The 23,909-nt window shown below is 65.2% G+C and carries 22 protein-coding genes and 1 tRNA gene; 8 read left to right on the forward strand and 15 right to left on the reverse strand.

Features of this window, described 5'->3' with window-relative positions:
- Positions 1-172: 172 nt before the first annotated feature.
- The 7 genes from QOU61_RS01160 to QOU61_RS01190 all read right to left on the reverse strand — a co-directional run bounded on the left by QOU61_RS01160 (position 173) and on the right by QOU61_RS01190 (position 9,006).
- Complete coding sequence (locus QOU61_RS01160; protein WP_289662156.1) at positions 173-961, reverse strand: outer membrane lipoprotein carrier protein LolA; 789 nt, start codon at positions 959-961, stop codon at positions 173-175.
- Between the two features lie 138 nt (positions 962-1,099).
- Positions 1,100-3,550, reverse strand: a complete 2,451-nt coding sequence (locus tag QOU61_RS01165; RefSeq protein WP_289656324.1) for a DNA translocase FtsK — start codon at positions 3,548-3,550, stop codon at positions 1,100-1,102.
- Positions 3,551-3,568: 18 nt separating this feature from the next.
- A complete protein-coding gene (locus QOU61_RS01170; RefSeq protein WP_289656325.1) occupies positions 3,569-4,783 on the reverse strand; it encodes an aminotransferase class I/II-fold pyridoxal phosphate-dependent enzyme in 1,215 nt (404 codons plus the stop codon).
- A 349-nt stretch (positions 4,784-5,132) separates the two neighbouring features.
- Positions 5,133-6,572 carry an ammonium transporter gene (locus tag QOU61_RS01175; RefSeq protein WP_289656326.1) on the reverse strand — a complete coding sequence of 480 codons (1,440 nt, stop codon included), beginning with the start codon at positions 6,570-6,572 and terminating at the stop codon, positions 5,133-5,135.
- A 39-nt stretch (positions 6,573-6,611) separates the two neighbouring features.
- A complete protein-coding gene (locus QOU61_RS01180; RefSeq protein ID WP_289656327.1) occupies positions 6,612-6,950 on the reverse strand; it encodes a P-II family nitrogen regulator in 339 nt (112 codons plus the stop codon).
- Positions 6,951-7,299: 349 nt separating this feature from the next.
- A complete protein-coding gene (locus QOU61_RS01185; protein WP_289656328.1) occupies positions 7,300-8,607 on the reverse strand; it encodes an ammonium transporter in 1,308 nt (435 codons plus the stop codon).
- Positions 8,608-8,667: 60 nt separating this feature from the next.
- Positions 8,668-9,006: a P-II family nitrogen regulator gene (locus QOU61_RS01190; protein WP_289656329.1), complete on the reverse strand. Its 339-nt coding sequence runs from the start codon at positions 9,004-9,006 to the stop codon at positions 8,668-8,670.
- A gap of 253 nt (positions 9,007-9,259) precedes the next feature.
- Here QOU61_RS01190 and QOU61_RS01195 point away from each other — a divergent pair, with 253 nt between their 5' ends.
- Positions 9,260-10,141, forward strand: a complete 882-nt coding sequence (locus QOU61_RS01195) for a DUF4339 domain-containing protein (protein WP_289656330.1) — start codon at positions 9,260-9,262, stop codon at positions 10,139-10,141.
- 61 nt (positions 10,142-10,202) lie between these two features.
- On the opposite strand, the gene tesB is transcribed toward QOU61_RS01195, so the two are convergent.
- On the reverse strand, positions 10,203-11,063 hold the full coding sequence (gene tesB / locus QOU61_RS01200; protein WP_289656331.1) for an acyl-CoA thioesterase II: 861 nt from the start codon (positions 11,061-11,063) through the stop codon (positions 10,203-10,205).
- Positions 11,064-11,242: 179 nt separating this feature from the next.
- On the opposite strand from tesB, the gene QOU61_RS01205 reads away from it, so the two are divergent.
- A complete protein-coding gene (locus QOU61_RS01205) occupies positions 11,243-12,463 on the forward strand; it encodes a ubiquinone biosynthesis hydroxylase (protein ID WP_289656332.1) in 1,221 nt (406 codons plus the stop codon).
- Between the two features lie 18 nt (positions 12,464-12,481).
- Here QOU61_RS01205 and QOU61_RS01210 read toward each other — a convergent pair whose 3' ends face one another.
- The 3 genes from QOU61_RS01210 to QOU61_RS01220 form a co-directional block, all read right to left on the reverse strand.
- On the reverse strand, positions 12,482-13,825 hold the full coding sequence (locus QOU61_RS01210; RefSeq protein WP_289656333.1) for an amidohydrolase: 1,344 nt from the start codon (positions 13,823-13,825) through the stop codon (positions 12,482-12,484).
- A 255-nt stretch (positions 13,826-14,080) separates the two neighbouring features.
- The gene (locus tag QOU61_RS01215) at positions 14,081-14,278 is read right to left on the reverse strand and encodes a Trm112 family protein (RefSeq protein WP_289656334.1); all 198 of its coding nucleotides are present in this window, start codon (positions 14,276-14,278) and stop codon (positions 14,081-14,083) included.
- A 24-nt stretch (positions 14,279-14,302) separates the two neighbouring features.
- Positions 14,303-14,884 (reverse strand): TetR/AcrR family transcriptional regulator, encoded by a 582-nt coding sequence (locus tag QOU61_RS01220; RefSeq protein WP_289656335.1) that lies wholly within the window; start codon positions 14,882-14,884, stop codon positions 14,303-14,305.
- A 77-nt stretch (positions 14,885-14,961) separates the two neighbouring features.
- On the opposite strand from QOU61_RS01220, the gene QOU61_RS01225 reads away from it, so the two are divergent.
- On the forward strand, positions 14,962-15,312 hold the full coding sequence (locus tag QOU61_RS01225) for a hypothetical protein (RefSeq protein WP_289656336.1): 351 nt from the start codon (positions 14,962-14,964) through the stop codon (positions 15,310-15,312).
- A 92-nt stretch (positions 15,313-15,404) separates the two neighbouring features.
- Here the strand turns inward: QOU61_RS01225 and QOU61_RS01230 are convergent, their stop codons facing one another.
- Complete coding sequence (locus QOU61_RS01230) at positions 15,405-16,079, reverse strand: LON peptidase substrate-binding domain-containing protein (protein ID WP_289656337.1); 675 nt, start codon at positions 16,077-16,079, stop codon at positions 15,405-15,407.
- Positions 16,080-16,429: 350 nt separating this feature from the next.
- On the reverse strand, positions 16,430-17,353 hold the full coding sequence (gene trxA, locus QOU61_RS01235) for a thioredoxin (protein WP_289656338.1): 924 nt from the start codon (positions 17,351-17,353) through the stop codon (positions 16,430-16,432).
- Between the two features lie 234 nt (positions 17,354-17,587).
- Between trxA and QOU61_RS01240 the strand changes: the two genes are divergently transcribed.
- The 5 genes from QOU61_RS01240 (at position 17,588) to QOU61_RS01260 (ending at position 21,298) form a co-directional block, all read left to right on the forward strand.
- Positions 17,588-18,052 carry an SRPBCC family protein gene (locus tag QOU61_RS01240; RefSeq protein ID WP_289656339.1) on the forward strand — a complete coding sequence of 155 codons (465 nt, stop codon included), beginning with the start codon at positions 17,588-17,590 and terminating at the stop codon, positions 18,050-18,052.
- A gap of 103 nt (positions 18,053-18,155) precedes the next feature.
- Positions 18,156-18,230 (forward strand) — tRNA-Gly (locus QOU61_RS01245).
- Between the two features lie 130 nt (positions 18,231-18,360).
- Entirely contained in the window at positions 18,361-19,032 is a 672-nt protein-coding gene (locus QOU61_RS01250) for an ankyrin repeat domain-containing protein (protein WP_289656340.1), read from the forward strand.
- Positions 19,033-19,238: 206 nt separating this feature from the next.
- Positions 19,239-20,531 carry a PQQ-dependent sugar dehydrogenase gene (locus QOU61_RS01255; RefSeq protein WP_289656341.1) on the forward strand — a complete coding sequence of 431 codons (1,293 nt, stop codon included), beginning with the start codon at positions 19,239-19,241 and terminating at the stop codon, positions 20,529-20,531.
- A 185-nt stretch (positions 20,532-20,716) separates the two neighbouring features.
- Positions 20,717-21,298 carry a c-type cytochrome gene (locus QOU61_RS01260; protein WP_289656342.1) on the forward strand — a complete coding sequence of 194 codons (582 nt, stop codon included), beginning with the start codon at positions 20,717-20,719 and terminating at the stop codon, positions 21,296-21,298.
- 30 nt (positions 21,299-21,328) lie between these two features.
- On the opposite strand, the gene panE is transcribed toward QOU61_RS01260, so the two are convergent.
- Together panE and QOU61_RS01270 are read right to left on the reverse strand one after the other, a co-directional pair.
- Positions 21,329-22,249, reverse strand: coding sequence for a 2-dehydropantoate 2-reductase (gene panE, locus QOU61_RS01265; RefSeq protein ID WP_289656343.1), 921 nt, complete (start codon positions 22,247-22,249; stop codon positions 21,329-21,331).
- Positions 22,250-22,503: 254 nt separating this feature from the next.
- The gene (locus QOU61_RS01270) at positions 22,504-23,853 is read right to left on the reverse strand and encodes an MATE family efflux transporter (RefSeq protein WP_289656344.1); all 1,350 of its coding nucleotides are present in this window, start codon (positions 23,851-23,853) and stop codon (positions 22,504-22,506) included.
- Positions 23,854-23,909 lie beyond the last annotated feature (56 nt).

Here is a 23,909-nt window from a genome sequence, read left to right on the forward strand (position 1 = left end):
GATGCGCCGATAGGTAGGGTGGGCAAAGCCAACGGGTCCGCGCGAAGCGCGGCCCGATGACAGGCTCCGCGTGCCCACCGTTTGATGCCCGGTTTTGGAGACATCGTGGGCACGGCGCTAAGGCGCCTTTGCCCACCCTACGATCGCCTGCCCGGTCGATCGGGAAAAAGCGTTAGCCCGGCGGCGTGCCGTAATTGGTGAAGTCGATCTTGAACAGGCCGGGATCGATCTTCTTGGTGGTGTCGAGATTGTAGACCGCGACGGTCGTGTCATAGCCCTGCGGGTCCGTCACCGTCCACTGCTTGAGCTGGCCATCCTTGACGCCGACCATCAGCATCAGCCGGCTGGTGCCGATCAGCGCCTGCTTCTCCTCGATGGTGACGCTGATATAGACGTCGTCGGCCGTGACGCTGACGACATTGGTGTCCTTCAGGAGATCGATGCGGTCGGACAGGAGGAAGCGCAGCGGGGTCTGCGACAGCGGATAGATGTCCTGCGTCGCGAGCTTGCGGTCGCGCACCGCGAGCGACGAGCCGTCGGCGACGATGTCGATCGGCGTCGGCGCATCATATTCGAACCGAACCTTGCCGGGCTTCTGGATGTAGAAGTCGCCCTTGGTCTTGCTGCCGTCGGGGCCGACCTGCACGAAATTCCCGGTCAGGCTTTGCAGCGAGGAGAGATAGGCGCTCACCCTGCCGGCCTGCGCCTTCTGGTTGGCGTCGAAGGTCGCGAAGATGCTGGCGGGAACGTTGCGATGGGGATCCGGGATCACCGGATTGGGCGGCGTCTGCGTGGCGCCTGTGGTCGCGGGCCCCTTCTGCCCGTCCTGCGCGCTCATCTGCACGTCGCGGCCCTTGGGCGCGGGCTTCGGCACCGGAACGGTCTGCGCCGAGGAATGCGCAAGCGCCGACGCGGTCAGCGCCGTGGCCAGCAGCGCGATCACGACCGGCCTGCCCCCCATGATCGCCAGACGTGCCGCGCGGGGCCTTGATTTCGAATTGCTGTTCAACGCGTGGTCCTGCTCTGTTTCGCGGCTATTTTATCGCGGTTTCGGGCGCGGGAGATATCGTTTTTCCGTGAAAAAAATCATGGCAGTTTGCTAGAAACCGCCTTCTTCTTCCTCAATCAGGATTTCGCGTTTGCCGGCGTGATTCGCCTGGCCGACGATTCCTTCCTGTTCCATGCGCTCCATCAGGGAGGCGGCGCGGTTGTAGCCGATCTGCAACCGGCGCTGGATGTAGCTCGTGGAGGCCTTGCGGTCGCGTTTGACGATGGCAACCGCCTGCGAGTAGAGGTCGCCGCCGCCGTCCGAGCCCATCGCGGTGGAATCGAACACCGCGCCGTCTTCCTCGCTCGGCTCTTCCGCGGTGACGGCTTCGAGATATTCCGGCTGGCCCTGCGTCTTGAGGTGACGCACCACCTTCTCGACTTCCTCGTCGGAGGCAAACGGCCCGTGCACGCGGCTGATGCGGCCGCCGCCCGCCATGTAGAGCATGTCGCCCTGGCCGAGCAGCTGCTCGGCGCCCATTTCGCCCAGGATGGTGCGGCTGTCGATCTTGGAGGTGACCTGGAAGGCGATGCGGGTCGGGAAGTTCGCCTTGATGGTGCCGGTGATGACGTCGACCGACGGCCGCTGCGTCGCCAGGATCACGTGCAGGCCGGCGGCGCGCGCCATCTGGGCGAGGCGCTGCACCGCGCCTTCGATGTCCTTGCCGGCGACCATCATCAGGTCCGCCATCTCGTCGACGATGATGACGATGTAGGGCAGCGGGTCGAGCGCGAGCTTCTCGTTCTCGTAGATCGCCTTGCCGGTCTCCTTGTCGAAGCCGGTGTGCACCGTGCGCGTGAGCTCCTCGCCCTTGCCCTTCGCTTCCAAGAGGCGCGCGTTGTAGCCGTCGATGTTGCGCACCCCCAACTTGGACATGTTCTTGTAGCGCTCTTCCATCTCGCGCACGGCCCATTTCAGCGCCACCACCGCCTTCTTCGGATCGGTCACGACCGGCGTCAGAAGATGCGGGATGCCGTCATAGACGGAGAGTTCGAGCATCTTGGGATCGACCATGATCAGGCGGCACTGATCGGGCCGCAGCCGATAGACCAGGCTCAGGATCATGGTGTTGATGGCGACCGACTTGCCGGAGCCGGTGGTGCCGGCGATCAGCATGTGCGGCGTGCGCGCGAGATCGATGATGACGGGGTCGCCGCCGATGGTCTTGCCGAGGCAGAGCGGCAGCTTGGCGACGGAATCGACGGCTTCCTTCGCGGTCAGAAGCTCGCGCAGATAGACCTTCTCGCGGTGGCCGTTCGGCAGCTCGATGCCGATGGCGTTGCGGCCGGGCACCACCGCCACGCGCGCCGACAGCGCGCTCATCGAGCGCGCGATGTCGTCGGAAAGCCCGATCACGCGCGACGACTTGATGCCGGGCGCGGGCTCGAGCTCGTACAGCGTGACGACGGGTCCCGGATTGGCCTTCACGATCTCGCCGCGGACGCCGAAATCCTGCAGCACGCCCTCGAGCGCGCGCGAATTGGCCTCGAGCTCGCTCTTGGAAAGCGGCTGGCGATCAGTGGCCTTCGGCGCCGCCAGCATCGAAACCGAGGGCAGCTCGAATTTTTCCGAGGATTTCCTCGAGGCGGCGCGCGGCGCGGCCTTCTTGCGCGCGCGGGGCGCCGGCTCCGCATCCTCCTCTTCTTCCTCCTCGTCCTCGATCTCCTCGTCGGCATCGGCCTCGGGCGCGATCGAGGGGGCGGGGCGTCCGCCGCCGAGACTGGGCTCCTGCCGTTCGAAGGAAATGCCCCGCGGCTGCGGACCGCTCGACACCAGCGAGCGATAGGCCGTGGCGAGCAGCCAGCCGAGCCGCGCCTTGGCGCTCATCAGCGCATGGAAGATCCAGCCGAGCGAGATCGAACCGCGATCGCCCTCCTCTTCGTCGAACGGCGCATCGCTGGCCTCGATCGGCGTCAGCTCTTCTTCCTTCTCGCGCGAGCCCATGCCGCTCGCGACCAGGAAGGTGGCGACGAGGCCGGCGAGCAGGATGGTGCCGAGCACGAAGCGATAGATGAAGCCGGGCGGTCCGAACACCACGGCCGGCGCGCGCACCAGCGCATCGCCGATCACCCCGCCAAGCCCGGTCGGCAGCGGCCAGGAGCCGCCATGCGGCCAGCAGCTGGCAAAGCCTGCCGCGATCACGGTGCAGAGAATCCACGAGCCGAGCCGCAGCGCCTCGCGGTCGAAATGGCGGTGGGTCAGCATGCGCCAGCCCCACACCGCTACGGGAAGGATCAGCATGATCGCGCCCAGCCCGAGGATCTGCATCAGGAGGTCGGCGCCGATCGCGCCGCCATAGCCGAGGATGTTGCGGATCGGCCGCGACGTCGCGTGGCTGAGCGACGGGTCCTGCACCGACCACGTCATCAGCGCCGCCGCGGCGATGCCGGACAGCGCGATCAGGCCGAGCCCCATCAATTCGCGCAGCCGCCGCACCACGGCGTCGCGGATCGAGGCCGGCAAATGGTTGACCATGGGAATGACACGTTCGATCGCCGGCATGCGCCCCTCGCCCCGCGATTATCTCAAGACCTCGACCAGCCGATGTAACGCCTCGGCGGTCGATTCGCTGTCGGAAACCAGCGCAAGCCGGATATAGCCCGCGCCGGGATTGAAGCCGTCGGCCTGCGGCCGCGCCAAATAGCTGCCGGGAATGACGCGCACCCCGGCGTCGCGATAGAGTTTGATCGCCGCCGCCTCGTCGCCGCCGTGGGCCGCGACGTCGAGCCAGACGCAGAAGCCGCCATCGGGCCTGACATAGCCGTAACGGTTGCCGAGGATCTGATCGGCGAGATCGAACTTGATCCGGTAGAGCCGGCGGTTCTCCTCGACATGCGCCTCGTCGCCATAGGCTGCGGCCGCGACCTGCTGCAGCGGCACCGGCACCTGCGGCGCGGCCACGTTGCGCAGCTCGTGAAACATCGTGAGGAATTTGGCGTCGCCGGCGGCGAAGCCGACGCGCATGCCCGGCAGGTTCGAGCGCTTCGAGAGCGACTGGAACACGACGACGTTGGCGAAATCAGGCCCGGCGCATTCCAGCGCGCTGCCCGGCGCCTTTCTCGTGTAGATCTCCGAGTAGCACTCGTCGCTCAGGATCACGAAGCCGAAGCGGTCGGCGAGCTGCTTCAGCTTGCGGAAATAATCCGGCGAAGCGACCGCACCTTGCGGATTGGCGGGGGAAGCGATGTAGATCGCGACCGTGCGTGCCAGCGTCGCCTCGTCGAGCGCGTCGAGATCGGGCAAAAATCCGTTTTGCGGCGTCGTCGGCAGATAGATCTGCTCACAGCCTGCCGCGCGGGCGCCGGCGCCATAGGCCGGGTAGAACGGGTTCGGCATCAGGATCGCGGGCGACCCGCGGCGGTTGCCGACATAGCGGGCGGCGGTCAGCGCCGCGAAGAACAGCCCCTCGCGGCTGCCGTTGAGGACCAGCACCTCGCTTTCGGGATCGACGGCGCGGGGCAGCGCGGAGCGGCGCGACAGCCAGGTCGCGGCCGCCTTGCGGAACGGCTCGATGCCGCGGGCCAGCGGATAGCGGCCGAAATCGGCGATGTATTGGGAAAGCACCGGCCCGACGAAGCCGGGCACCGGGTGCTGCGGTTCGCCCAATGATAATGTTATCAATGGCTTGGCCGGGGTGTAGGGCGCCAGCAGCTCGGCCGTTCGCGCGAATGGCGATCGCTCGCTTTGCTCGGGTCCGCCACGCACGGGCGCGCGGGATGAAGCGGTCATGGCCATCGGTGGAACGCCAACACTTTTCAAGGGTCGCGGCGCGCCTCTTCGGGCGCGCATGCGAACGGATCAAATCACCATAGATAGGGCGAGGTTAAGACGCGATTAACCATCGGCGCCAGCGGTGATTTTGCGGGTCCTGCCCTTGCCGAAGGGTGGGAATCGGTCCTGATCGCGTCCGCCAGACGGGACCCGGGATTCGGCGGGCTGTGCCTGACCTGGCAGGCCTGCCGTGCAAAAAGAAAGGGGCTCCAGCTTGCGCCGGAGCCCCTCAACGGCCAGGGCATTGCCGGGTATGTGCCCCAACCGTAGTTCTGGGCGCGACCTGCACGCGAGGTCGCGCCCTCGGGAGAACTCACATGTTGTAGGCGCGCTCCGTGTGCTCGGTGATGTCGAGGCCTTCACGCTCGGTCTCGACATTGGCGCGCAGGCCCACGATCACGTCGACGACCTTGTAAAGGATCGCAGATCCGACGCCCGACCACACCAGCGTGGTGCAGACGCCCCAGGTCTGTGAAATCATCTGCGCGGAGAAGTCGTAGTCGGCGATCTTGCCCACGGTGTAGTCCATGATGCCGGTGCCGCCGAGCGCCGGGTTGACCAGGATGCCGGTGCCGAGCGCGCCGACGATGCCGCCGACGCAGTGCACGCCGAACACGTCGAGCGCGTCGTCATAGCCGAGCGCGTTCTTCACGATCGTGCAGAAGAACAGGCAGACCAGGCCGACCACGAGGCCGAGCACGATTGCGCCCATCGGCCCCGAGTAGCCGGCCGCCGGCGTCACCGCGACGAGGCCCGCCACCGCACCCGACAGCGCGCCGAGCACCGACGGATGACCGCGGAAGATCCATTCCGCGAACATCCAGGCCAGCGCCGCGGCTGCGGTCGCGACGAACGAGTTGGTCATGGCGAGCGCGGCGCCGCCGGTGGCTTCCAGGTTGGAGCCGGCGTTGAAGCCGAACCAGCCGACCCAGAGCAGCGAGGCGCCGATCATGGTCATGGTCAGCGAGTGCGGGGCCATCAGCTCCTTGCCGTAGCCGGTGCGCTTGCCGATCAGGAGCGCGCCGACGAGGCCCGCGATGCCCGAGTTGATGTGCACCACGGTGCCGCCGGCGAAGTCGATCGCGCCCTTCTTGAAGATCCAGCCGGCATCGGCGTTGACTTCGTCGAGCTTGGCCTGCGCCGCGGTCTTCGCCGCGCCGTCAGCCGCAGCCGCCAGCGCCTTCACCGCATCCGAGATCGCGTCCGGACCGGCCCAGTACCAGACCATGTGCGCGATCGGGAAGTAGATCAGCGTGACCCAGAGCGGGATGAACAGCGCCACCGCCGAGAACTTCATGCGCTCGGCAAAGGAGCCGACGATGAGGCAGGGCGTGATCGCCGCGAACGTCATCTGGAAGCAGACATAGACGAGCTCGGAGATGTTGGCGTCGACCGAGAAGGTCGCTGCCTTGGAATCCGGCGTCACGCCCATCAGGAAGGCCTTCGAGAAGCCGCCGATGAAGTCGGAGCCGCCGGTGAAGGCGAGGCTGTAGCCGTAGAGGGCCCAAATCACGGTCACGACGCAGACCGTGTAGAAGATCTGCATCAGCACCGAGAGCATGTTCTTGGAGCGCACGAGGCCGCCATAGAACAGCGCAAGGCCGGGAATGGTCATCAACAGCACGAGCACGGTGGATGTCAGCATCCAGGCGTTGTCGCCCTTGTTGACTGTCGGCTCGGCATAGGCCGCGGTTGCGGCAAACAGGCCGACCGCAAGGGTCGCCAATCCCGCGAGGGGACGCTTGAACGTCATTTTGCTTTACTCCTGAGTGGTAGGGTTTTTTGCGCGAAATCAGAGGGCCGCGGCATCCGCCTCGCCAGTGCGGATGCGGACCGCATGGTCGAGGTTGATGACGAAGATCTTGCCGTCGCCGATCTGGCCGGTCTTGGCGGCTGCGGTGATGGCATCGATCGTCTTGTCCACCTGGTCGGCGGCGACTGCGACTTCGATCTTGATCTTGGGCAGGAAGCTCACCGCGTATTCAGCGCCGCGGTAGATTTCCGTATGGCCTTTTTGCCGGCCGTAGCCTTTGACTTCCGTCACGGTGAGACCATGAACGCCGATGGCGGTCAGGGCGTCACGGACTTCTTCCAGCTTGAATGGCTTGATGATCGCCATAACAATTTTCATGGGTACTGTCCCCCGCTTGGGCCCGGCGCGACGACCGGGCAAGTCGACTGATGTTCACCACGCGGAGAGAATTCACGACGCGGTCACAGCCGGGACCCTTAGAATCAAATGCCGTGCCAAGATCGGCGGCGCCGCCTAACGGACTAGGAATCCGGACCTTTTCGCGCCCGCACCCAAAAGGCGGCACCTGCGCCATTCGGTCGCGCCTAAACTCTAGTCAAGACTGCTCAATTCGGCGGCAAGACAGAGTCCCGACACAATTCTGCTCACGCGAATGGCAGAATGTCGGCCCTTCCAGGGGATTTGGACTTCAGGCGCCGGCGGCGTCAGATCGAACCACGACCGCGCGCTACTGCAGCGCTTCGCCATGCTGCGAGATGTCGAGGCCTTCCAGCTCCTGCTCCCGCGAAACCCGCAAGGGCACGAAGGTGCTGACCAGTTTCAGAAGCAGGAAGGTGATGCCGGCCGACCAGGCCAGCGTGACCGCGACGCCGTAAAGCTGCAGCAGCACTTGCTGCGGGTTGCCGTCGATCAGGCCGGCGACGCCGCCGATCGAAGCGGTGGCGAACACGCCCGTCAGCAGCGTGCCGGTCAGGCCGCCGACGCCGTGGACGCCGAACACGTCGAGCGAATCGTCGTAGTTGAAGCGCCTCTTCAGCGAGGTGCAGGCCCAGTAGCAGGCAAGCCCTGCGATGGCGCCGATCACGATGCCGGCCCACGGCGCGACGAAGCCGGAGGCCGGCGTGATGGTGCCGAGGCCCGCGACCGCGCCCGAGATCATGCCGAGCACGGAGGGCTTGCGCCGCTTCGACCATTCGAGCGCGCCCCAGGTCAAGGCGCCGGCGCAGGCCGCCAGATGGGTCGCGATGATCGCCATCACCGCGCGCGAATTCGCCGACAGCGCCGAGCCGCCGTTGAAGCCGAACCAGCCGACCCACAACAGCCCGGTGCCGACTACGGCCAGCGACAGGTCGAACGGCGACAGGTTGTCACTGCCATAGCCGTGACGGCGGCCCATCACCTGCGCCGCGACGAGGCCGCCGACGCCGGCGGACAGATGCACGACCAGCCCGCCGGCAAAATCCAGAACGCCGGCCGCGCCGAGGAAGCCGCCGCCCCACACCCAATGCGCCAGCGGCACATAGACGAAGATGAACCAGGCGACCGAGAACAGCAGATAGGCGGAAAACCGCATGCGGTCGGCCACCGAGCCCGCCACCAGCGCGACCGTGATGATCGCAAAGGTCATCTGATAGAGCATGAACAGCGCTTCCGGAATCGTCTTCGCGGCCGGATTGACGCTGTCCATCGCCATGCCGGCGAGGAAGGCGCGGTCGAGCGTGCCGAGAAAGGCGCCGTCGCCGACGAAGACCAGCGAATAGCCGAACGCCACCCAGAGGATGGAGATGATCATGACGGCGGCGAGCGACTGCGCCATGGTCGCAAGCACGTTCTTCTTGCGCACCATGCCGGAATAGAACAGCGCCAGCCCCGGTATAGTCATCATCAGCACCAGCGCGGTGGCGACGATCATCCAGGCGGTATCGGCGGTCGAGATCTCGGAAGCCGCCGCGAAGGCGCGCGTCGGTGTGGCGATGAGCGCGGCGCAGGCGAAAGGCGCAGCGAGCATCGCTGCACGAGTGGATGGTGCCCCCATGAAATTCCCCGGCTGTCTGCTTGGCTCGCGGCGTCGTTGCGGCGGTCGATGATGCGGTTTCTAGAGTGCGTCGCTGTCGGTCTCGCCGGTGCGGATGCGCAGCGCATGATCGATCGGCGTGACGAAGATCTTGCCGTCGCCGATCTGCCCGGTGCGCGCGTTGGCGGTGATGACCTCGACGGTCTTGTCGGCAAGGTCGGAAGAGACGGCGACCTCGATGCGCAGCTTGGGCAGGAAGTTCACGACATATTCGGCGCCGCGATAGATCTCGGTGTGGCCCTTCTGGCGGCCATAGCCCTTGACCTCGGTCACCGTCATGCCGTGCACGCCGATGCCGGTGAGGGCCTGGCGCACCTCGTCCAGCTTGAACGGTTTGATGATCGCGACGACGAGTTTCATGGTCAGGCCTTCGTTTCCTTGGGTCAAGCGCGATGGCTGGCGGGCCACAGCCGAGAGGTGCTGCGACAATCTGGCATCTTTCTAGGCAAATGGCACAAGAAACTTGCAGCTTTCACGGGAAAACCCCGCCTCCCTGTCGCCGGCATCTCTGTACAGCCGACACACTCGTCCGCCAGAATGTGTTCCGCTTCCATTCACGGCATTCGGCTGCCGCGGGATGGCAGCGCTGACAAGAACAACAAGGGGGTACGCCATGGCGGAACGATCCTGGTTTTATGCCCAGCAGGGCCAGCAGCAGGGGCCTTATCCGGAAGCCCAGTTTCGCGACCTGATTGCCCGCGGCGCCATCCGGCCGGACACGCTGGTGTGGGCCGAAGGCATGACCGGCTGGCAGAAGGCCGGCGACGTCCCCGGCCTCTTCTCAGGGACGTCGGGCCCTCCCTCGCTCGCGCAGGGTGGCGCCGTGATGAGCGCTGGCGGCTATGGCGGACCGCTGTCGATCGACTTCGGAATTTGGGAATTTGTCTGGCGCAGCATCGTGTTCGTGATCGGCTGTGCCTTCGTCATCCCGATCCCGTGGATGATCGTCTGGTATACGAGGTGGATCGTTCCCTGCGTGCAGGTGCCGGGACGGCCAAATCTCAGCTTCACCGGTACCGCGATGACGGTGGTCCCATGGTTTTTCGGGGCCATCGTGCTTGCGATCGTCGTTGGCCTGACCGGCAGCAAGTTGCTCAACAACCTGATCATCCTGGTTCAGATCGCGTTGTACTGGCTGTTCCTCAAATGGCTGATCGCGAACATCGCGTCGAACGGGCAGCCGCTCGGGCTCAGTTTCTCCGGCTCGATCTGGGGCTATCTTGGATGGACCCTGCTTGCGGCCATCTCCATCATCACCATCGTCGGCTGGGCGTGGGTCTATGCGGCCTGGACGCGGTGGTTCTGCAGCAACATCCAGGGCACGCGGCGCGAGATCATTTTCAGGGGCACCGGACTGGAATTTCTCTGGCGTGGAATCGTGGCGTTCATCGCCGCCTCCTTCATCATCCCGATTCCATGGGTGTATCGCTGGATGATGGGCTGGATGGCGTCGCAGACTGTTCTTGTCCAGCGAGGTTCGCAGCTGGACGCTTAGAGCATGATCCGGAAAAGTGTGCAGCGGTTTTCCGAAAAGATCATGCTCGATTAAATAAGCGTCATTTGCGCTCGCGCACCACGCCCTCCTGCGTGACGGAGGCGACCAGCGTGCCGTCGGGCTTGAAGATCAGGCCACGCGTCAGCCCGCGGCCCGATTGCGCGCTCGGCGAATCCTGCGCGTAGAGCAGCCATTCGTCGGCGCGGAACGGGCGGTGAAACCACATCGCATGGTCGAGGCTCGCCGGCATCATGCGCTTGTCGAACAGGGTGCGGCCGTAGCGCGCCATCACCGCGTCGAGCAGCGAGAAGTCGGAGGCATAGGCGAGCGCGCACATGTGCAGCGCCGGATCGTCCGGCAGCTTGGCCGCGGTGCGGATCCAGATATGGATGCGGCCGTTGTCGATCTTCTGGCCGAAATAGCGGCCGAGCTCGACCGGGCGCAGCTCGATCGGCCGGTCCGATTCATAATAGCGGCGGATGAATTCCGGCATCTCGCGGAACATCGGCTGCTTGGCCACTTCTTCGGCGGTGAGCTTTTCCGGCGGCGCCACGTCGGGCATCGTCTCCTGGTGATCGAACGAGCCCTGCTCGTCGGCATGGAACGACACCATGATGGAAAAGATCGCGTTGCCGTGCTGGATCGCGGTGACGCGGCGGGTCGAAAAGCTCTTGCCGTCGCGCAGGCGCTCGACCTGGTAGATGATCGGGATCTGCGGATCGCCCGGCAGGATGAAGTAGCAATGCAGCGAATGCGGCAGCCGGCCCTCGACGGTGCGGCAGGCGGCGACCATCGCCTGGCCGATCACCTGGCCGCCGAACACGCGCTGCCAGCTTGTTTTCGGGCTGTTGCCGCGGAACAGGTTCACCTCGAGCGGCTCGATGTCGAGGATGGCAAGCAGATCGATCAGGCTCCTGGACATCGAAAAGCGCTTTCCATTTTTCGTCATTCCGGGATGGTGCGTGAGCACCAGACCCGGAATCTCGAGATTCCGGGTACGATGCTGACGCATCGCCCCGGAATGACAGGGAGACCTTGTTTGGAGAACCTGTTTCGCCCAGCTATAGTTGAGTAGCAAGCGTATTGAGTAAGCAGGTTTTGATGACCGCACAGCGAAGCATTGTCATTGGTGGCGGCGCATTTGCCGGGCTCGCGCTCGCGGTGGCGCTGCGCCAGGGGCTGGGTCCCGAAATCCCCGTCATCGTCGCCGATCCGGCGCTGGCCGTGCGGCCGAGCCGCGATCCGCGCGCCACCGCCATCGTGGCGGCCTGCCGGCGCCTGTTCGAGACGCTCGGCGCATGGCCGGCGGTCGCCGACAAGGCGCAGCCGATCCTCGACATGGTGGTGACCGATTCCAAGCTCGCGGACGCGACCCGCCCGACGTTCCTGACCTTCACCGGCGACGTCGAGCCCGGCGAGCCCTTTGCGCACATGGTCGAGAACCGGCACTTGATCGATGCGCTGGTCGTGTGCGCGGAGAGCTCGCACATCGACCTGCGCGCGACCGCCGTGACGTCATACGCCACCGGCGGCGATGGCATCGAGGTGCGGCTGGCCGATGGCAGCATTGTGCCGGCGAGCCTTTTGATCGCCGCCGACGGCGCGCGCTCGCGGCTGCGCGAGCAGGCCGGCATCGTGACCCATGGCTGGGACTATGATCAGTCCGGCATCGTGGTCACGGTCGGGCATGAGCGCGACCACCATGGCCGCGCCGAAGAGCATTTCCTGCCGGCCGGCCCGTTCGCGATCCTGCCTTTGACCGGCAAGCGCTCCTCGCTGGTATGGACCGAGAAGCGGTCCGAGGCCGCGCGCATCACGGCCCTTTCGGACGGCGAATTTCATGACGAGCTGGAGCGCCGCTTCGGCCTGCATCTCGGCGAGATCAAGGCGCTCGACAAGCCGCGCGCCTTCCCGCTCTTCTATTTCGTCGCGCGCTCCTTCATCGCCGAGCGGCTGGCGCTGATCGGCGACGCCGCGCATGTGATCCATCCGATCGCCGGCCAGGGCCTCAATCTGGGGCTGAAGGATGTCGCAGCCCTTGCCGAAGTCGTGGTCGATGCCGCGCGGCTCGGCATCGACATCGGCCAGGCCGACGTGCTCGAGCGCTACCAGCGCTGGCGGCGCTTCGACACCATGGCGATGGGACTCGCCACCAACTCGCTGAACTTCCTGTTCTCCAACGAATCGACGCTGTTGCGCACCGTGCGCGACATCGGGCTCGGCGTGGTCGACCGGCTGCCGCCGCTGAAGAGCCTGTTCATCCGCCAGGCCGCGGGACTGTCAGGCGAAGTGCCGCGGCTGCTCAAGGGCGAAGCGCTGTGACCGGTCTGCGAGCAGAGATCAATCGAGGCCCGGTGCGGTGAGATAGTTCACCGTCACCATCGCCATCGCCCGCACGCCGGTGACCAGGGCTTTTTCGTCGACATAGAAGTTCGGGCTGTGATTGGGCGCCGCCTTGGCCGGGTCCTGGTCGCGCGGCACCACGCCGAGAACGAAGAACAGTCCGGGTGCTTCATTGAGGAAGAAGGAGAAGTCCTCGGCGGCGCCGGTCGGCGTGACGACGCCGGCGTCGTTGTCGGCCGCGCGGGCAAGTACCGGCGCCATCCGCGCCGTCATCCTGTCGTTGTTCACCAGCGGATCGTAAAGCTCGATGATCTCGACGTCGGCCTTGGCGTCGGCGCTGGCGGCGATGTTTTCCGCGACCTGATGAATGTCGCGATGCACGCCGCGGCGCACCTCGGCGTCATAGGTGCGGATCGTGCCGGTCATCTCGACGGTGTCGGGCACGATGTTGAAACGGCTGCCGCCGTTGATGGTCGTGATGCTGACCACGGTCGGCGCCTTCATCAGGTCGGTGCGACGGCTCACGACCGTCTGCAAGCCCAGCACGATCTGCGCCGACGTGGTGACCGGATCGACCGTGCGCCACGGATATCCGGCGTGGCCCTGCCGCCCGGTGACCTTGATGCGCAGCTCGTCGGCGCTGGCCATCGCGGCGCCGGCGCGGTAGCCGATGCGGCCGCTCGGCAGCGCGGAGGTGACGTGCAGGCCGAACACCGCATCCGGTTTCGGGTCCTGGAAGGCGCCTTCCTTGATCATCTGCTTGGCACCCCAGCTCTTGCCGGTCAGCGCCGGATAGAGGCTCGGACCTTCCTCGGCCGGCTGGAACAGGAATTTCACCGTTCCCGGCAGCTTGTCCTTCATGCCGGTCAGCACTTCGGCGGTCGCCATCAGGATCGCGGTGTGGGCATCGTGGCCGCAGGCATGCATGACGTCGACGTCGCGCCCGAGATACTTGCCCTTGGCCTTTGACGCGAACGGCAGTCCGTCGGGCTCCTTGACCGGCAGCGCGTCCATGTCGGCGCGCAGCGCGACGACCGGTCCGGGCTTGCCGCCGCGGAGCACGGCAACCACGCCGGTGCGCGCGACATTGGTCCGCACTTCGAGACCGAGCTTCTTCAGATGGTCGGCGACGAGCGCCGAGGTGCGGTTCTCCTGTTCGCCGAGCTCGGGATTTTCATGAATGTCGTGCCGCCAGGCGATCAGCTTGCTCTCGATCGCCGCCGCGCGCTGCCGGATCTCCTGCTCAAGGTCGGGCGCGGCCGCCTGCGCATGGACGGGCGTGGTCCACGGCGAGACGGCCAGAATGGCCAGCGACAGCATCAGCCACGGACGGCGAAGCATGCAATTCCTCCCTGGAATCCTGGTTCTTTAGCGATGTTTCGCATCGCTCCGTTGCGCGCCAGTTTGGCACCGGCGCGGCCGCCTGTCACGGATTCAAAGTGGCGCTGCAGCCTTGGCCCGCGCCCTAAGCGTGACGAGATCAGGCTGAATCGTCATCGCGCTTCAGGTTCTTGATTGAGCATGATCTCCGCGCAAACGCGTTCCGCGTTTGTCGGGCGGAAAACCGCTACACACTTTTCCGGATCATGCTCTAGTCTAGTCGATCTTGCGCGCCTCCTCCGGCAGCATGATCGGGATGCCGTCGCGGATCGGATAGGCGAGCTTGGCCGAACGCGAGATCAATTCCTGCTTCGCGGCGTCGAATTCAAGAGGCCCCTTGGTCAGCGGGCAGACCAGGATCTCCAGCAGTTTCGGATCGACGGTGTTTTCGGGGCGCTCGGGCACGTTGCTCATTGGCTGATCTCCGGCACGGGTTTTTCACTCCCTTAGCACAGCACAAGACGGCGCGTCGCCTGCCCGCTCATCGATGGCGACGCGCATCAGCTCGTCGAGCAGCGCCGGCAGCCGCTTCTCGGGCAGCGCCTCCTCCGACAGCGCAAAGCCGACAAAGGTCCAGTACAGGATCTGCGCCCGGGCGCGCGCGACATCCGGCGCGGGTCCGCGCGCGGCTAGCAACCGCTCGATATAGTCGACCCTGCGGCGATCGATTGCCTGCACGGCGACGCGGGCGGAAACGTCGGCCGCTGCCCAGCTTCGTACCGCCTTCTCCAGCGCCCGCCTGCCGGTGAAGGCGCGCTGCAGCAACAGAAGCAGCGGATCGGCCTCGGCGGAGGCGGCGTCGAGGCTCGCGATCACCTGCTCGGCCGCGACCTCGCGCCAATGCTCCAGGATCGCGGCGTGGAACGCGCCGATATCGGCAAAATGCCAGTAGAAGCTGCCGCGCGAAACGCCCATTGCCTTGGCGAGCGGCTCGGCCTTCAGCGCCGTGAAGCCGCTTTTCGCCAGCACCTTCAGGCCGAAATCGAGCCAGTCCTGCGCGGAAAGTTGATCGGTCGCCATGCCCGCACCATACACTGGTGTATTGACAGGAGCCAGCCCGGGGACGTATTACCATACATAACTGTATGGAGGTGCCCATGCGCGATGTCCTGTTGCAATGTGCCGGCGTTCTTGCCATCGCGGTGGCGCTGATCCACGGCGTGCTCACGGAAACAAAGGTGTTCCCGCGGGTGACGATCCAGCCGGAGCGCCTGCGCACGCTGTTTCGCCTGGTCTGGCAGATCCCGACGGTCGCCTGGATTGCCTGCGGCGTGCTTTTGGTCGCGACACCCTCGATGGAGTCGGACAAGGCCCGGCACTGGATGATCGTGGCGTTCGCGGTTCTGTTTGCCTTCAGCGCGCTCGGCAATGCCTGGGGCACGCGGGGCCGGCATTTCGGATGGATGCTGCTCGCGGCGGTCGCGGGACTGGCGGTCGCCGGCTATTGAAGGGGGATCGCGTCAGCTTTGAATCGCTGCACCAGGCTTTTGATTGAGCATGATCTCTTCGGAAAACCGGTACCCACTTTTCCGGATCATGCTCATTGCAGCGGCGGGTCGCCGCCGCTGGTGCGCTTCTTGGCGAGATCCATCTCGGTCACGGCGATCAGGATCTCGGCGCGGGTCTTCAGGTCAGGCGCTTCCAGCATGGCCTGCTTCTCGGCCGGACCGTAGGGCGACATCATCGCCAGCGCGTTGACCAGCGCCTCGTTCGGCGCGGCCTCGATGCCGGCCCAGTCGACCTTGAGGTTGTTGGCCTTCAGGAAATCCGTCAGCACCGCAAGCAGCGCCTCGCGGTCGACCGCCTCCTCGCCCTTGCGCGCGGTGAAGTCGTCGAGATAGGCGAAGAAATCGACCTTGCACTGCCGATAGGGCGTCAGCGCCGCGACTTCCTCAACGACGCGGAAGCGCGAGATACCGGTCAGCTCGAGGATGTAGCGGCCGTCACCGGATTCGGCGAGCTGGGTGATGCGCCCGGCGCAGCCGACGTGGAACAGCACCGGCTTCTGCTGCTTCGAATGGGTGACGTCGGGCTGGATCATGCCGATCAGCCGATGGCCGTCGCGGAAGGCGTCGTCGACCATTGCGAGATAGCGCGGCTCGAAAATGTTCAGCGGCATTTGGCCGCGCGGCAGCAACAGCGCGCCGGGCAGCGGAAACACCGGAATGATTTCGGGAAGCTCGCCGGGCCCGCGATATTCGGCATTGATCGGCATCCCAGTGCCCCGTTTCCGAAGTTCGTAAACCCGCGCAGCACCCCCTCATACGAACTTCGGAAACAAAGGGGCACTGGCAATCAGACTATCGCAGCGCCGCTTTCGATTTGAAGTTCCTTATCGAATTCGCGGCACGCATTGCAGGAACTTCAAATCGGCGGCGCTGATGCCCCGTTTCCGAAGTTCGTAAACCCGCGCAGCACCCCCTCATACGAACTTCGGAAACAAAGGGGCACTGGCAATCAGACTATCGCAGCGCCGCTTTCGATTTGAAGTTCCTTATCGAATTCGCGGCACGCATTGCAGGAACTTCAAATCGGCGGCGCTGGCGCCCCCGATTGCTGCAAGACCTATGAGAACAGGATGGTCGACAGCCGCTTTCGTCCCTCGACGGTGGCTTCATCCGCCCCGCCCCAGGCCTCGAAGAACTGCACGAGCTGCCTGCGGGCGGCGTCGTCATTCCATTTGCGATCGCGCTTGACGATCTCGAGCAGGTGGCCGGTTGCCTCTGCGCGCTTGCCCGACGCATTCAGCGCGGTCGCGAGATCAAATCGCGCCTGATGATCGAGCGGGTTCGCGGCAACCTTCCGCTCCAGCTCGGCCACCGGCCCGAGCGCGCTCGCCTGGTCGGCGAGGTCGATCGAAGCCTGCACCGCCTTGACGGCCGCGTCGTTGCGCTTGGATTCCGGCACCATGGCGAGCGCCTGCTTGGCCTGCTCGATCGCGCCGGTGGCGACGTAGCATTTGGCAAGGCCCGCCAGCGCCGCAATATTGGTGGAATCGACCGCAAGCGCCTCGGCATAGATCTGGGCGGCGGTCGCGGCGTCGCCAGCGGCGAGCGCGGCTTCCGCCTCTTTCACGATCTCCGCGATATCTGGCTCGCCCGCGGCCGGCACGCCCTTGGTCAGCTTCTCGATGAAGGCGTTGACCTGGCTCTCGGGCAGCGCGCCCATGAAGCCGTCGGCCGGCTGGCCGTTGACGAAGGCGATCACGGCGGGAATCGACTGGATGCCCATCTGGCCGGGAATCGCCGGATGCTCATCGATGTTCATCTTCACCAGCTTGACCCGGCCCTTGGCGGCGCGGACCGCCTTTTCCAGGATCGGGGTGAGCTGGCGGCATGGGCCGCACCACTGCGCCCAGAAATCGATCAGCACCGGCTGGCGCTTCGATTCCTCGATGACGTCCTTCATGAACGTCTGGGTGGTGGTGTCCTTGATCAAATCGGGCGCCGCCTGCGGCGCCGATCCGTCGCCCTGCTCAATGATGGTCACGGGGTCCTCGTCTGAAAAAATCTCGTCGATCCGGTCCCCCTTCTAGCACGGCTAGGTCAGGGGATTGAGTGGCTTCGGTGCGCCAGGCCCGATCCGCCATCCCGGCCTTAGATGGCGGCTTTGCGCCGGATTTCAATTGGTTCCGCGGTCGCCAGGGCGATCGGTTATCGGGTGGGCCTGCCCGCCTTTTCCGGCCATTGTCGGCCAATCGAAGCCTCAAGGACACCGCCTGGCATGACAAAGGCCTATTACAGCACCGTCTTCGAGCAGCCGGCCACGGTGGTCTGGGCTGCGATCCGCGACTTCAACAACTATTCGGTCTGGGTCAACGGCGAAGGCATCAGCGAGATCGAGGACGGCAAGTCCGGCGACACGGTCGGCGCGGTTCGCAACGTGTTCTACCGGGAGCGTCGCATCCGGCAGCGGCTGCTGGCGCTGTCGGACGTCGAGCGCTCCCAGACCTATGAATTCTGCGGCCCGCCCTCCCTGCCCGTTGAAGGCTTCATGGCGACGTTGCGGGTCACCCCGGTCGTCGACGGCGACCACGCCTTCGTCGAATGGTGGGCGAGCTTCGACTGTGAGCCGGCGCGGCTGACCTCGCTGCGCACGGTACTGGGCGGCGGGCCGGATGCGGCGCAAGTGGAACATTGGCGGCCCTCGGCGCATGGTTCCGGGCCGATTCGGCGGCTTTGGCCGTGATTTGAGGCCCTGGCCGGGCCGATATTGATCGTTGCGCAAACTGTTGCATTCACCGGCCGCTTTTGGCATAGGTCTGCCGTTGCCGGCACCGCCGTCAACGGATGCGGGTGTAGCTCAGTGGTAGAGCACGACCTTGCCAAGGTCGGGGTCGAGGGTTCGAGCCCCTTCGCCCGCTCCAATTTCCCGAAAGATTTCAGAGCGCCAAGGGAAAGAGCCGCGAAAGCGGCCCTTCTTTTTTTTTGGCGTGTCTTTTTTGGCGTGGTCAATGCCTGGCCAGCCTCGTGCCGGACGATATCGAAGACCGCAGAATGCTGAGACCTTGCGCGATCCTCGTGTCGGCCTTGCTGGCCTTGATGTCGCTTTCCCATGCTGCTTCCGGACCAGACATGAACGAGACCCGACTCCATATGGCCGCCGCCAGGGGCGACGTCGCAGAGATCAACCAACGCCTTGCCGCGGGCGCGAGGATCGATGCGCGCGACAGCGAGGGGCGCACCGCGCTCCTGGTCGCAACCCATGCGAACCAGGTCACCGCCGCCAAAGCGCTGATCGAGGCCGGCGCCGACGTCAATGCCAAGGACAATATCAATGACAGCCCCTACCTTTATGCCGGTGCGCGCGGCCATCTCGAAATCCTCAAGCTGACACTCGCGCATGGGGCCGACCTGAAGAGCACGAACCGCTATGGCGGCACCGCCCTCATTCCGGCCGCCGAGCGCGGCCATGTCGACACGGTGCGCACGCTGATCGCGGCGGGCGTCGACGTCGATCACGTCAACAAGCTCAACTGGACAGCGCTTCTGGAGGCGATCATCCTGAGCGACGGTGGCGAGCGACATCAAGAGATCGTGCAGGCGCTGATCGACGCGAAGGCCAATGTGAATCGTGCCGACGGCGAGGGCATGACGCCGCTCCAGCACGCCGTGAAACGCGGCTATTCCAGGATTGCGCAGATCCTGGTTGCGGCCGGCGCCCGCTGAAGCCAGCGCGAACGGATCTGGACCATACGCGGGGAACATCGCGCCTCTTCCCGACCGGCGCCACGATTGTGCGCGCATCGCGCGCTTCTCACAGCCTTCGGATGTGCTAACATTTTGGCGTCTGGCCCCGGGCAGACGAAATTTCGTCTCTCTAAGCGCTCAAAATAAAATAAGCAGCCGTCCCGGCTGCACAGGGAGTGACGCCGATGAAGTCGATTTTGCATCGATCCGTTCTTTTGCTCGCCGCCGCGGCGCTGATCGCGGGAACAAGCCTCACGCGCGCGCAGGCGCAGGACAACCGGCCGCTGAAGAAATACGAATCCGGCACCAAGGACTTCTGGACCCACCCGCCGGATGACTGGTTCCTCGGCGACGAGACCGACGCGCAGAAGGGACTGGCGCCGCCGTCAGGGCCGCCGACCGGCGCTTCCGAAGCCGAGCTCGCCGCGCTGATCAAGAAGATCAAGCTGCCTGACGGCTTCAAGATCGAGGTGTGGGCGCCCAACGTGCTCGCCGCGCGGCAGATGGCCTGGGGCGACAAGGGCACGCTGTTCGTCGGCTCGTTCGGCCTCGGCAACGTCTATGCGATCACCGACAAGGACGGCAAGAAGGAGGTCAAGACCATCCTCAAGGGCCTCAACATGCCGACCGGGCTCGCCTTCAGGGACGGCGCGCTCTACGTCATCGCGGTCGACAAGCTGATCCGCTACGACAATGCGGAGGCCAATCTCGACAATCTCGGCCAGGGCAAGGTGGTCTATGACGACATGCCTTCCTATGCCGCGCATGGCTGGAAATACATCGCCGTCGACAAGGACGGCTGGTTCTACATTCCGTTCGGACCGCCCTTCAACATCGGCATTCCCCCGACCAGCGTGTCGCAGATCCGCCGCGTCGATCCGAAGACCGGCAATGCCGAGGTCTGGGCGCTCGGCGTCCGCAACTCGGTGGGCGGCGACGTCGATCCGCGCAGCGGCAAATACTGGTTCACGGAAAATGCGCGGGACTGGATCAGCGACGACCTGCCCTCGGACAAGCTGAACGTGATCAACAAGATCGGCGAGCATTTCGGCTATCCCTATTGCCACCAGGGCGACATGCCGGATCCGAAATTCGCGATGGGTCATACCTGCGCGGAGTTTTCGCCGCCCGCACTCAACCTCGGCGCCCATGTCGCGCCGCTCGGCATGAAGTTCTATACCGGCGACCAGTTCCCCGCCGAATACAAGAACTCGATGCTGATCGCCGAGCACGGCTCCTGGAACCGGCATAAATACCAGGGCGGCCGCATCGTGCGCGTGACCGCCGATCCCGACGGCAAGAACGCCAAGCAGGAGGTGTTCGCGTCCGGCTGGATCGAAGGCGACCAGGGCTATCTTGGCCGTCCCGCCGACATCGTCCTCGCCAAGGATGGCTCGATCCTCGTCGCCGACGACTGGGCCGGTGCGATCTATCGCATCAGCTACGGCGGCAACGGCACCGCGGCCGCGAAGAAGTAGGCGCTTTTTTGAATTTGGAGGCTGCGGCTTGCGCAGGGCGCGCGGCCGCAGCCTCCATTGTTTCAACTGTCGGGCGCCTTCATCACGCGCGTCATGCCCGGACTTGATCCGGGCATCCATCATAAAAGCGCTTTTGTCGGGATGGATTGCCGGGTCAAGCCCGGCAATGACGGGGAGGAGTTCGGATGCGAGTTACGTTAGGCGGAGCTCTGCTTGCCGCAACGATTGCGTGCAGCTCGTTTGCGCACGCGGCCGATGTCGCCGCGGGCAAGCAAAAGGCCGAGGTCTGCGCCGGCTGTCACGGCGACAACGGGATCTCGCAGATGGAGAACATCCCTTCGCTCGCGGGCCAGCCCGACCAGTTCATCCAGTGGCAACTGGTGTATTTTCGCGCCGGCGCCCGCAAGAACGAGCAAATGCAGCCGATCGTCGAGCAGATCACCAACGAGGACATCCGCAACCTCGGGGCCTATTTCTCCTCGCTGACGCCGCCAAAGCCACCGGCCGACGACGATCCGGATCTCTCGAAGAAGGGCGCGCAGGCCGCAGTCGGGCGGCGCTGCGCCTCCTGCCATACCGACAATTTCGCCGGCACCAAGGCGGTCGCGCGGCTCGCCGGACAGCGCGAGGAATATCTCGTGAAAGCGCTGCACGACTACAAGGCCGGCCAGCGCGTCGGTGGCGGCCAGGCCGCGATGGCCGACGTCGCCTATCCCTTGAGCGACGAGGAGATCACCGCGCTGGCGCATTATCTCGCGCATCTGTGACTCTTCATCCCCCCTGGAAGGGATGGGTGATCACGCCCGCTGGTTCTCGTAGGCCTTCAGATGCGTGTAGGCGGTGCGCAGCTTCGGCACCGGAATCTTCGCCGCATCCGCGCGGGCGATGAGATCGCCGATCACATGGTCGGCTTCGACCGGCAGGCCCGCCTTGATGTCGCGGAACATCGAGGCGGTCAAAGGCGAGCCTTCCAGCGCGAGCTGGCCCTTGACGCGCTGGAAGAACGGTCCGCTCGGCTCGTGGCCTGCGGACTTGGCGATCGCGCTGCATTCATCCAGCATGCCGAGCAGGAAGTCCTTGCCGCCGGGCGCCGCGATGATGTGGCCGACCGCGGCGCGCATCAGGCTGGTCGAGGCGGCGAGCGTCGCCAGGAACACCCATTTCTCCCACATGTCCTGCATGACGTTCTGGCTTGCCGCCGCGCCGAATTGGCCCGACGCAAAGACGTCGGCGATGGCGCGCACGCGGTCGCTCAACCGGCCGTCGCGCTCGCCGAACCCGAGCGACTGCATCGGCGCGAGCTGCACCACCTCGCGCTTCTCGTTCAGCGTGACCGCGATCGCGCAGAGGCCGCCGAGCACGCGCTCGCGGCCGAACCGCTCGTCGAGGATGTTGAGATGCAGCATGCCGTTGAGCAGCGGAATGATCGCGGTCTTGTCGCCGACCGCCGGCGCAAAGGAGTTGATGGCATCGGCAAGGTCGAACGCCTTGCAGCTCAGCAGCACGACGTCGAACTTGTCCTTGATCGCATCGGCCTGAACCGTCGGCGGGTTCTTCAGCGTCACATCGCCATGGGGGCTTTTGATCACGAGGCCCGCGCTTGCCAGCTCCGAGGCGCGGCGCGGCCGCACCAGGAAGGTGACGTCCTTGCCCGCCTGCAGCAGCCTGCCGCCGAAATATCCGCCGATCGCACCGGCGCCGACCACGAGAACACGCATGCTTCATCTCCCGTTTCTTGTCGCCGCCGCGGCGAGCCGCGTCCGCCGCGCGGCGTTTCGATGATCCGTCAACCCATTGTGGCGCAGCCGGCGCGGCGCGTCCACGGGTCCGATGATGCCCATCATATAGGCGGCGAACGTCAAATCCGCTCGACTGGAGCATCGGTTCTGATGGAATCAGAATCGATGCTCTAGATTCTTGTTTTGACGCGTTTTCTTCACGCGAACCGGTACCCACTTCGCTCGAAAGCGCTCTAGATCAGGCGCCGGATCGTCTTCTTGTGCCACACCAGCCGGTAATAGGCCATCTGCAGCAGGAACATGGCGCCGAAGGTGATCGGATAGGCCGCCCATATGCCTTCCAGCCCGATCACGCGGCTGAGCAGGAAGGCGGAAGGCACCTCGATCACGGTGATCGCGAATATCGAGATCAGGAGCGGCATCCACACCGTTCCGCTGGCGCGCATCGCGCCGGAAAACACGTAGGCCATGCCGAACAGCACGGTGCTCCACAGCACGATATGCAAGAGGCCCTGCGCCAGCTCGAGCACGGCCGCGTCGGTGATGAAGAAGCTCATCAGGGTGCGCGAGAACAAGTAGCCCAGCGCGACCAGGCCGCCGGTGAGAACCAGGTTCAACTCGAGGCCGGTGCGCACGATGGTGCCGATGTCGCCGGATTTGCCGCGGCCGATTGCCTGGGCGCCGAAGATCGAGACCGTGATCGCGATCGACATCGCCGGGAATTGCGCATAGCTCATCACCTGGCCGACTGCGCCATAGGCCGCGGTGGCGCTGGAGCCGAAACCGTTGACGAGGCCGATCAGCACCAGCTCCGCGAGCGACATCACGACCATGCCCATCGCGGAGGGGATGCCGAGTCGCAGCACCGTCCGCAGCAGCGCGCCATCCGGCCGCATCGCGCGCAGAAATGCGGCATCGAAGGCGAGCGCATGGCAGCGGCGGCGCAGCTCGAACGAAAGCCACAGCACGGCAAAGCTGGCCGAGATCGCCGACGCCCAGGCCGCGCTGGCGACGCCGAGCTGCGGCAGGCCGAGCCAGCCGCGGATGAAAACCGGCGTCAGCGCCAGTCCGGTCGCGGTCGAGAGTATCAGGGCGTAGAGCGGGGTGACGGTGTCGCCGACGCCGCGCAGCATTCCCGTCAGCAGCACGTAGACGAAGCTCAGCGGCATTGCCACCATCATGATCCGGGCATAGCCGTCGGCGGCGTCGAGAATGTCCGGTGGCGTCGCGAGCATGATCAAGAGCTGGCGGCCGAACAGGCCGCCGCCAATGGCGATCGTCAGGCCCAGCAGCAATGCGACGGTGAACGTCGTGCCCGCCACCGCCTTGACGCGATCGAGCTTGCCGGCGCCCCAGGCCTGTCCGATCAATACCGTCGCGCCAGAGCCCAGCCCCATCACGAAGGCAATGAAGAAGAACAGCACCGGAAAGAAGACCGAGACGGCGGCGAGCGCGTCTACGCCGATCATCTGGCCGAGATAGACGTTGTTGATGGTGCCGAACAGCGATTGGAGCACGTTGCTCAGCATCATCGGGCCGAGAAAGGCCAGGAAGGGTTTCAGGCGATCCGAGAGCGCGGGCATGGTTGTTATTCCTGTTGTTGGCGCGGCGGATCGATGCCGCGCGGGTAGCGGTGTCT

It is taken from the genome of Bradyrhizobium sp. NP1 (assembly GCF_030378205.1).
In the GTDB taxonomy this organism is placed as follows: Bacteria; Pseudomonadota; Alphaproteobacteria; order Rhizobiales; family Xanthobacteraceae; genus Bradyrhizobium.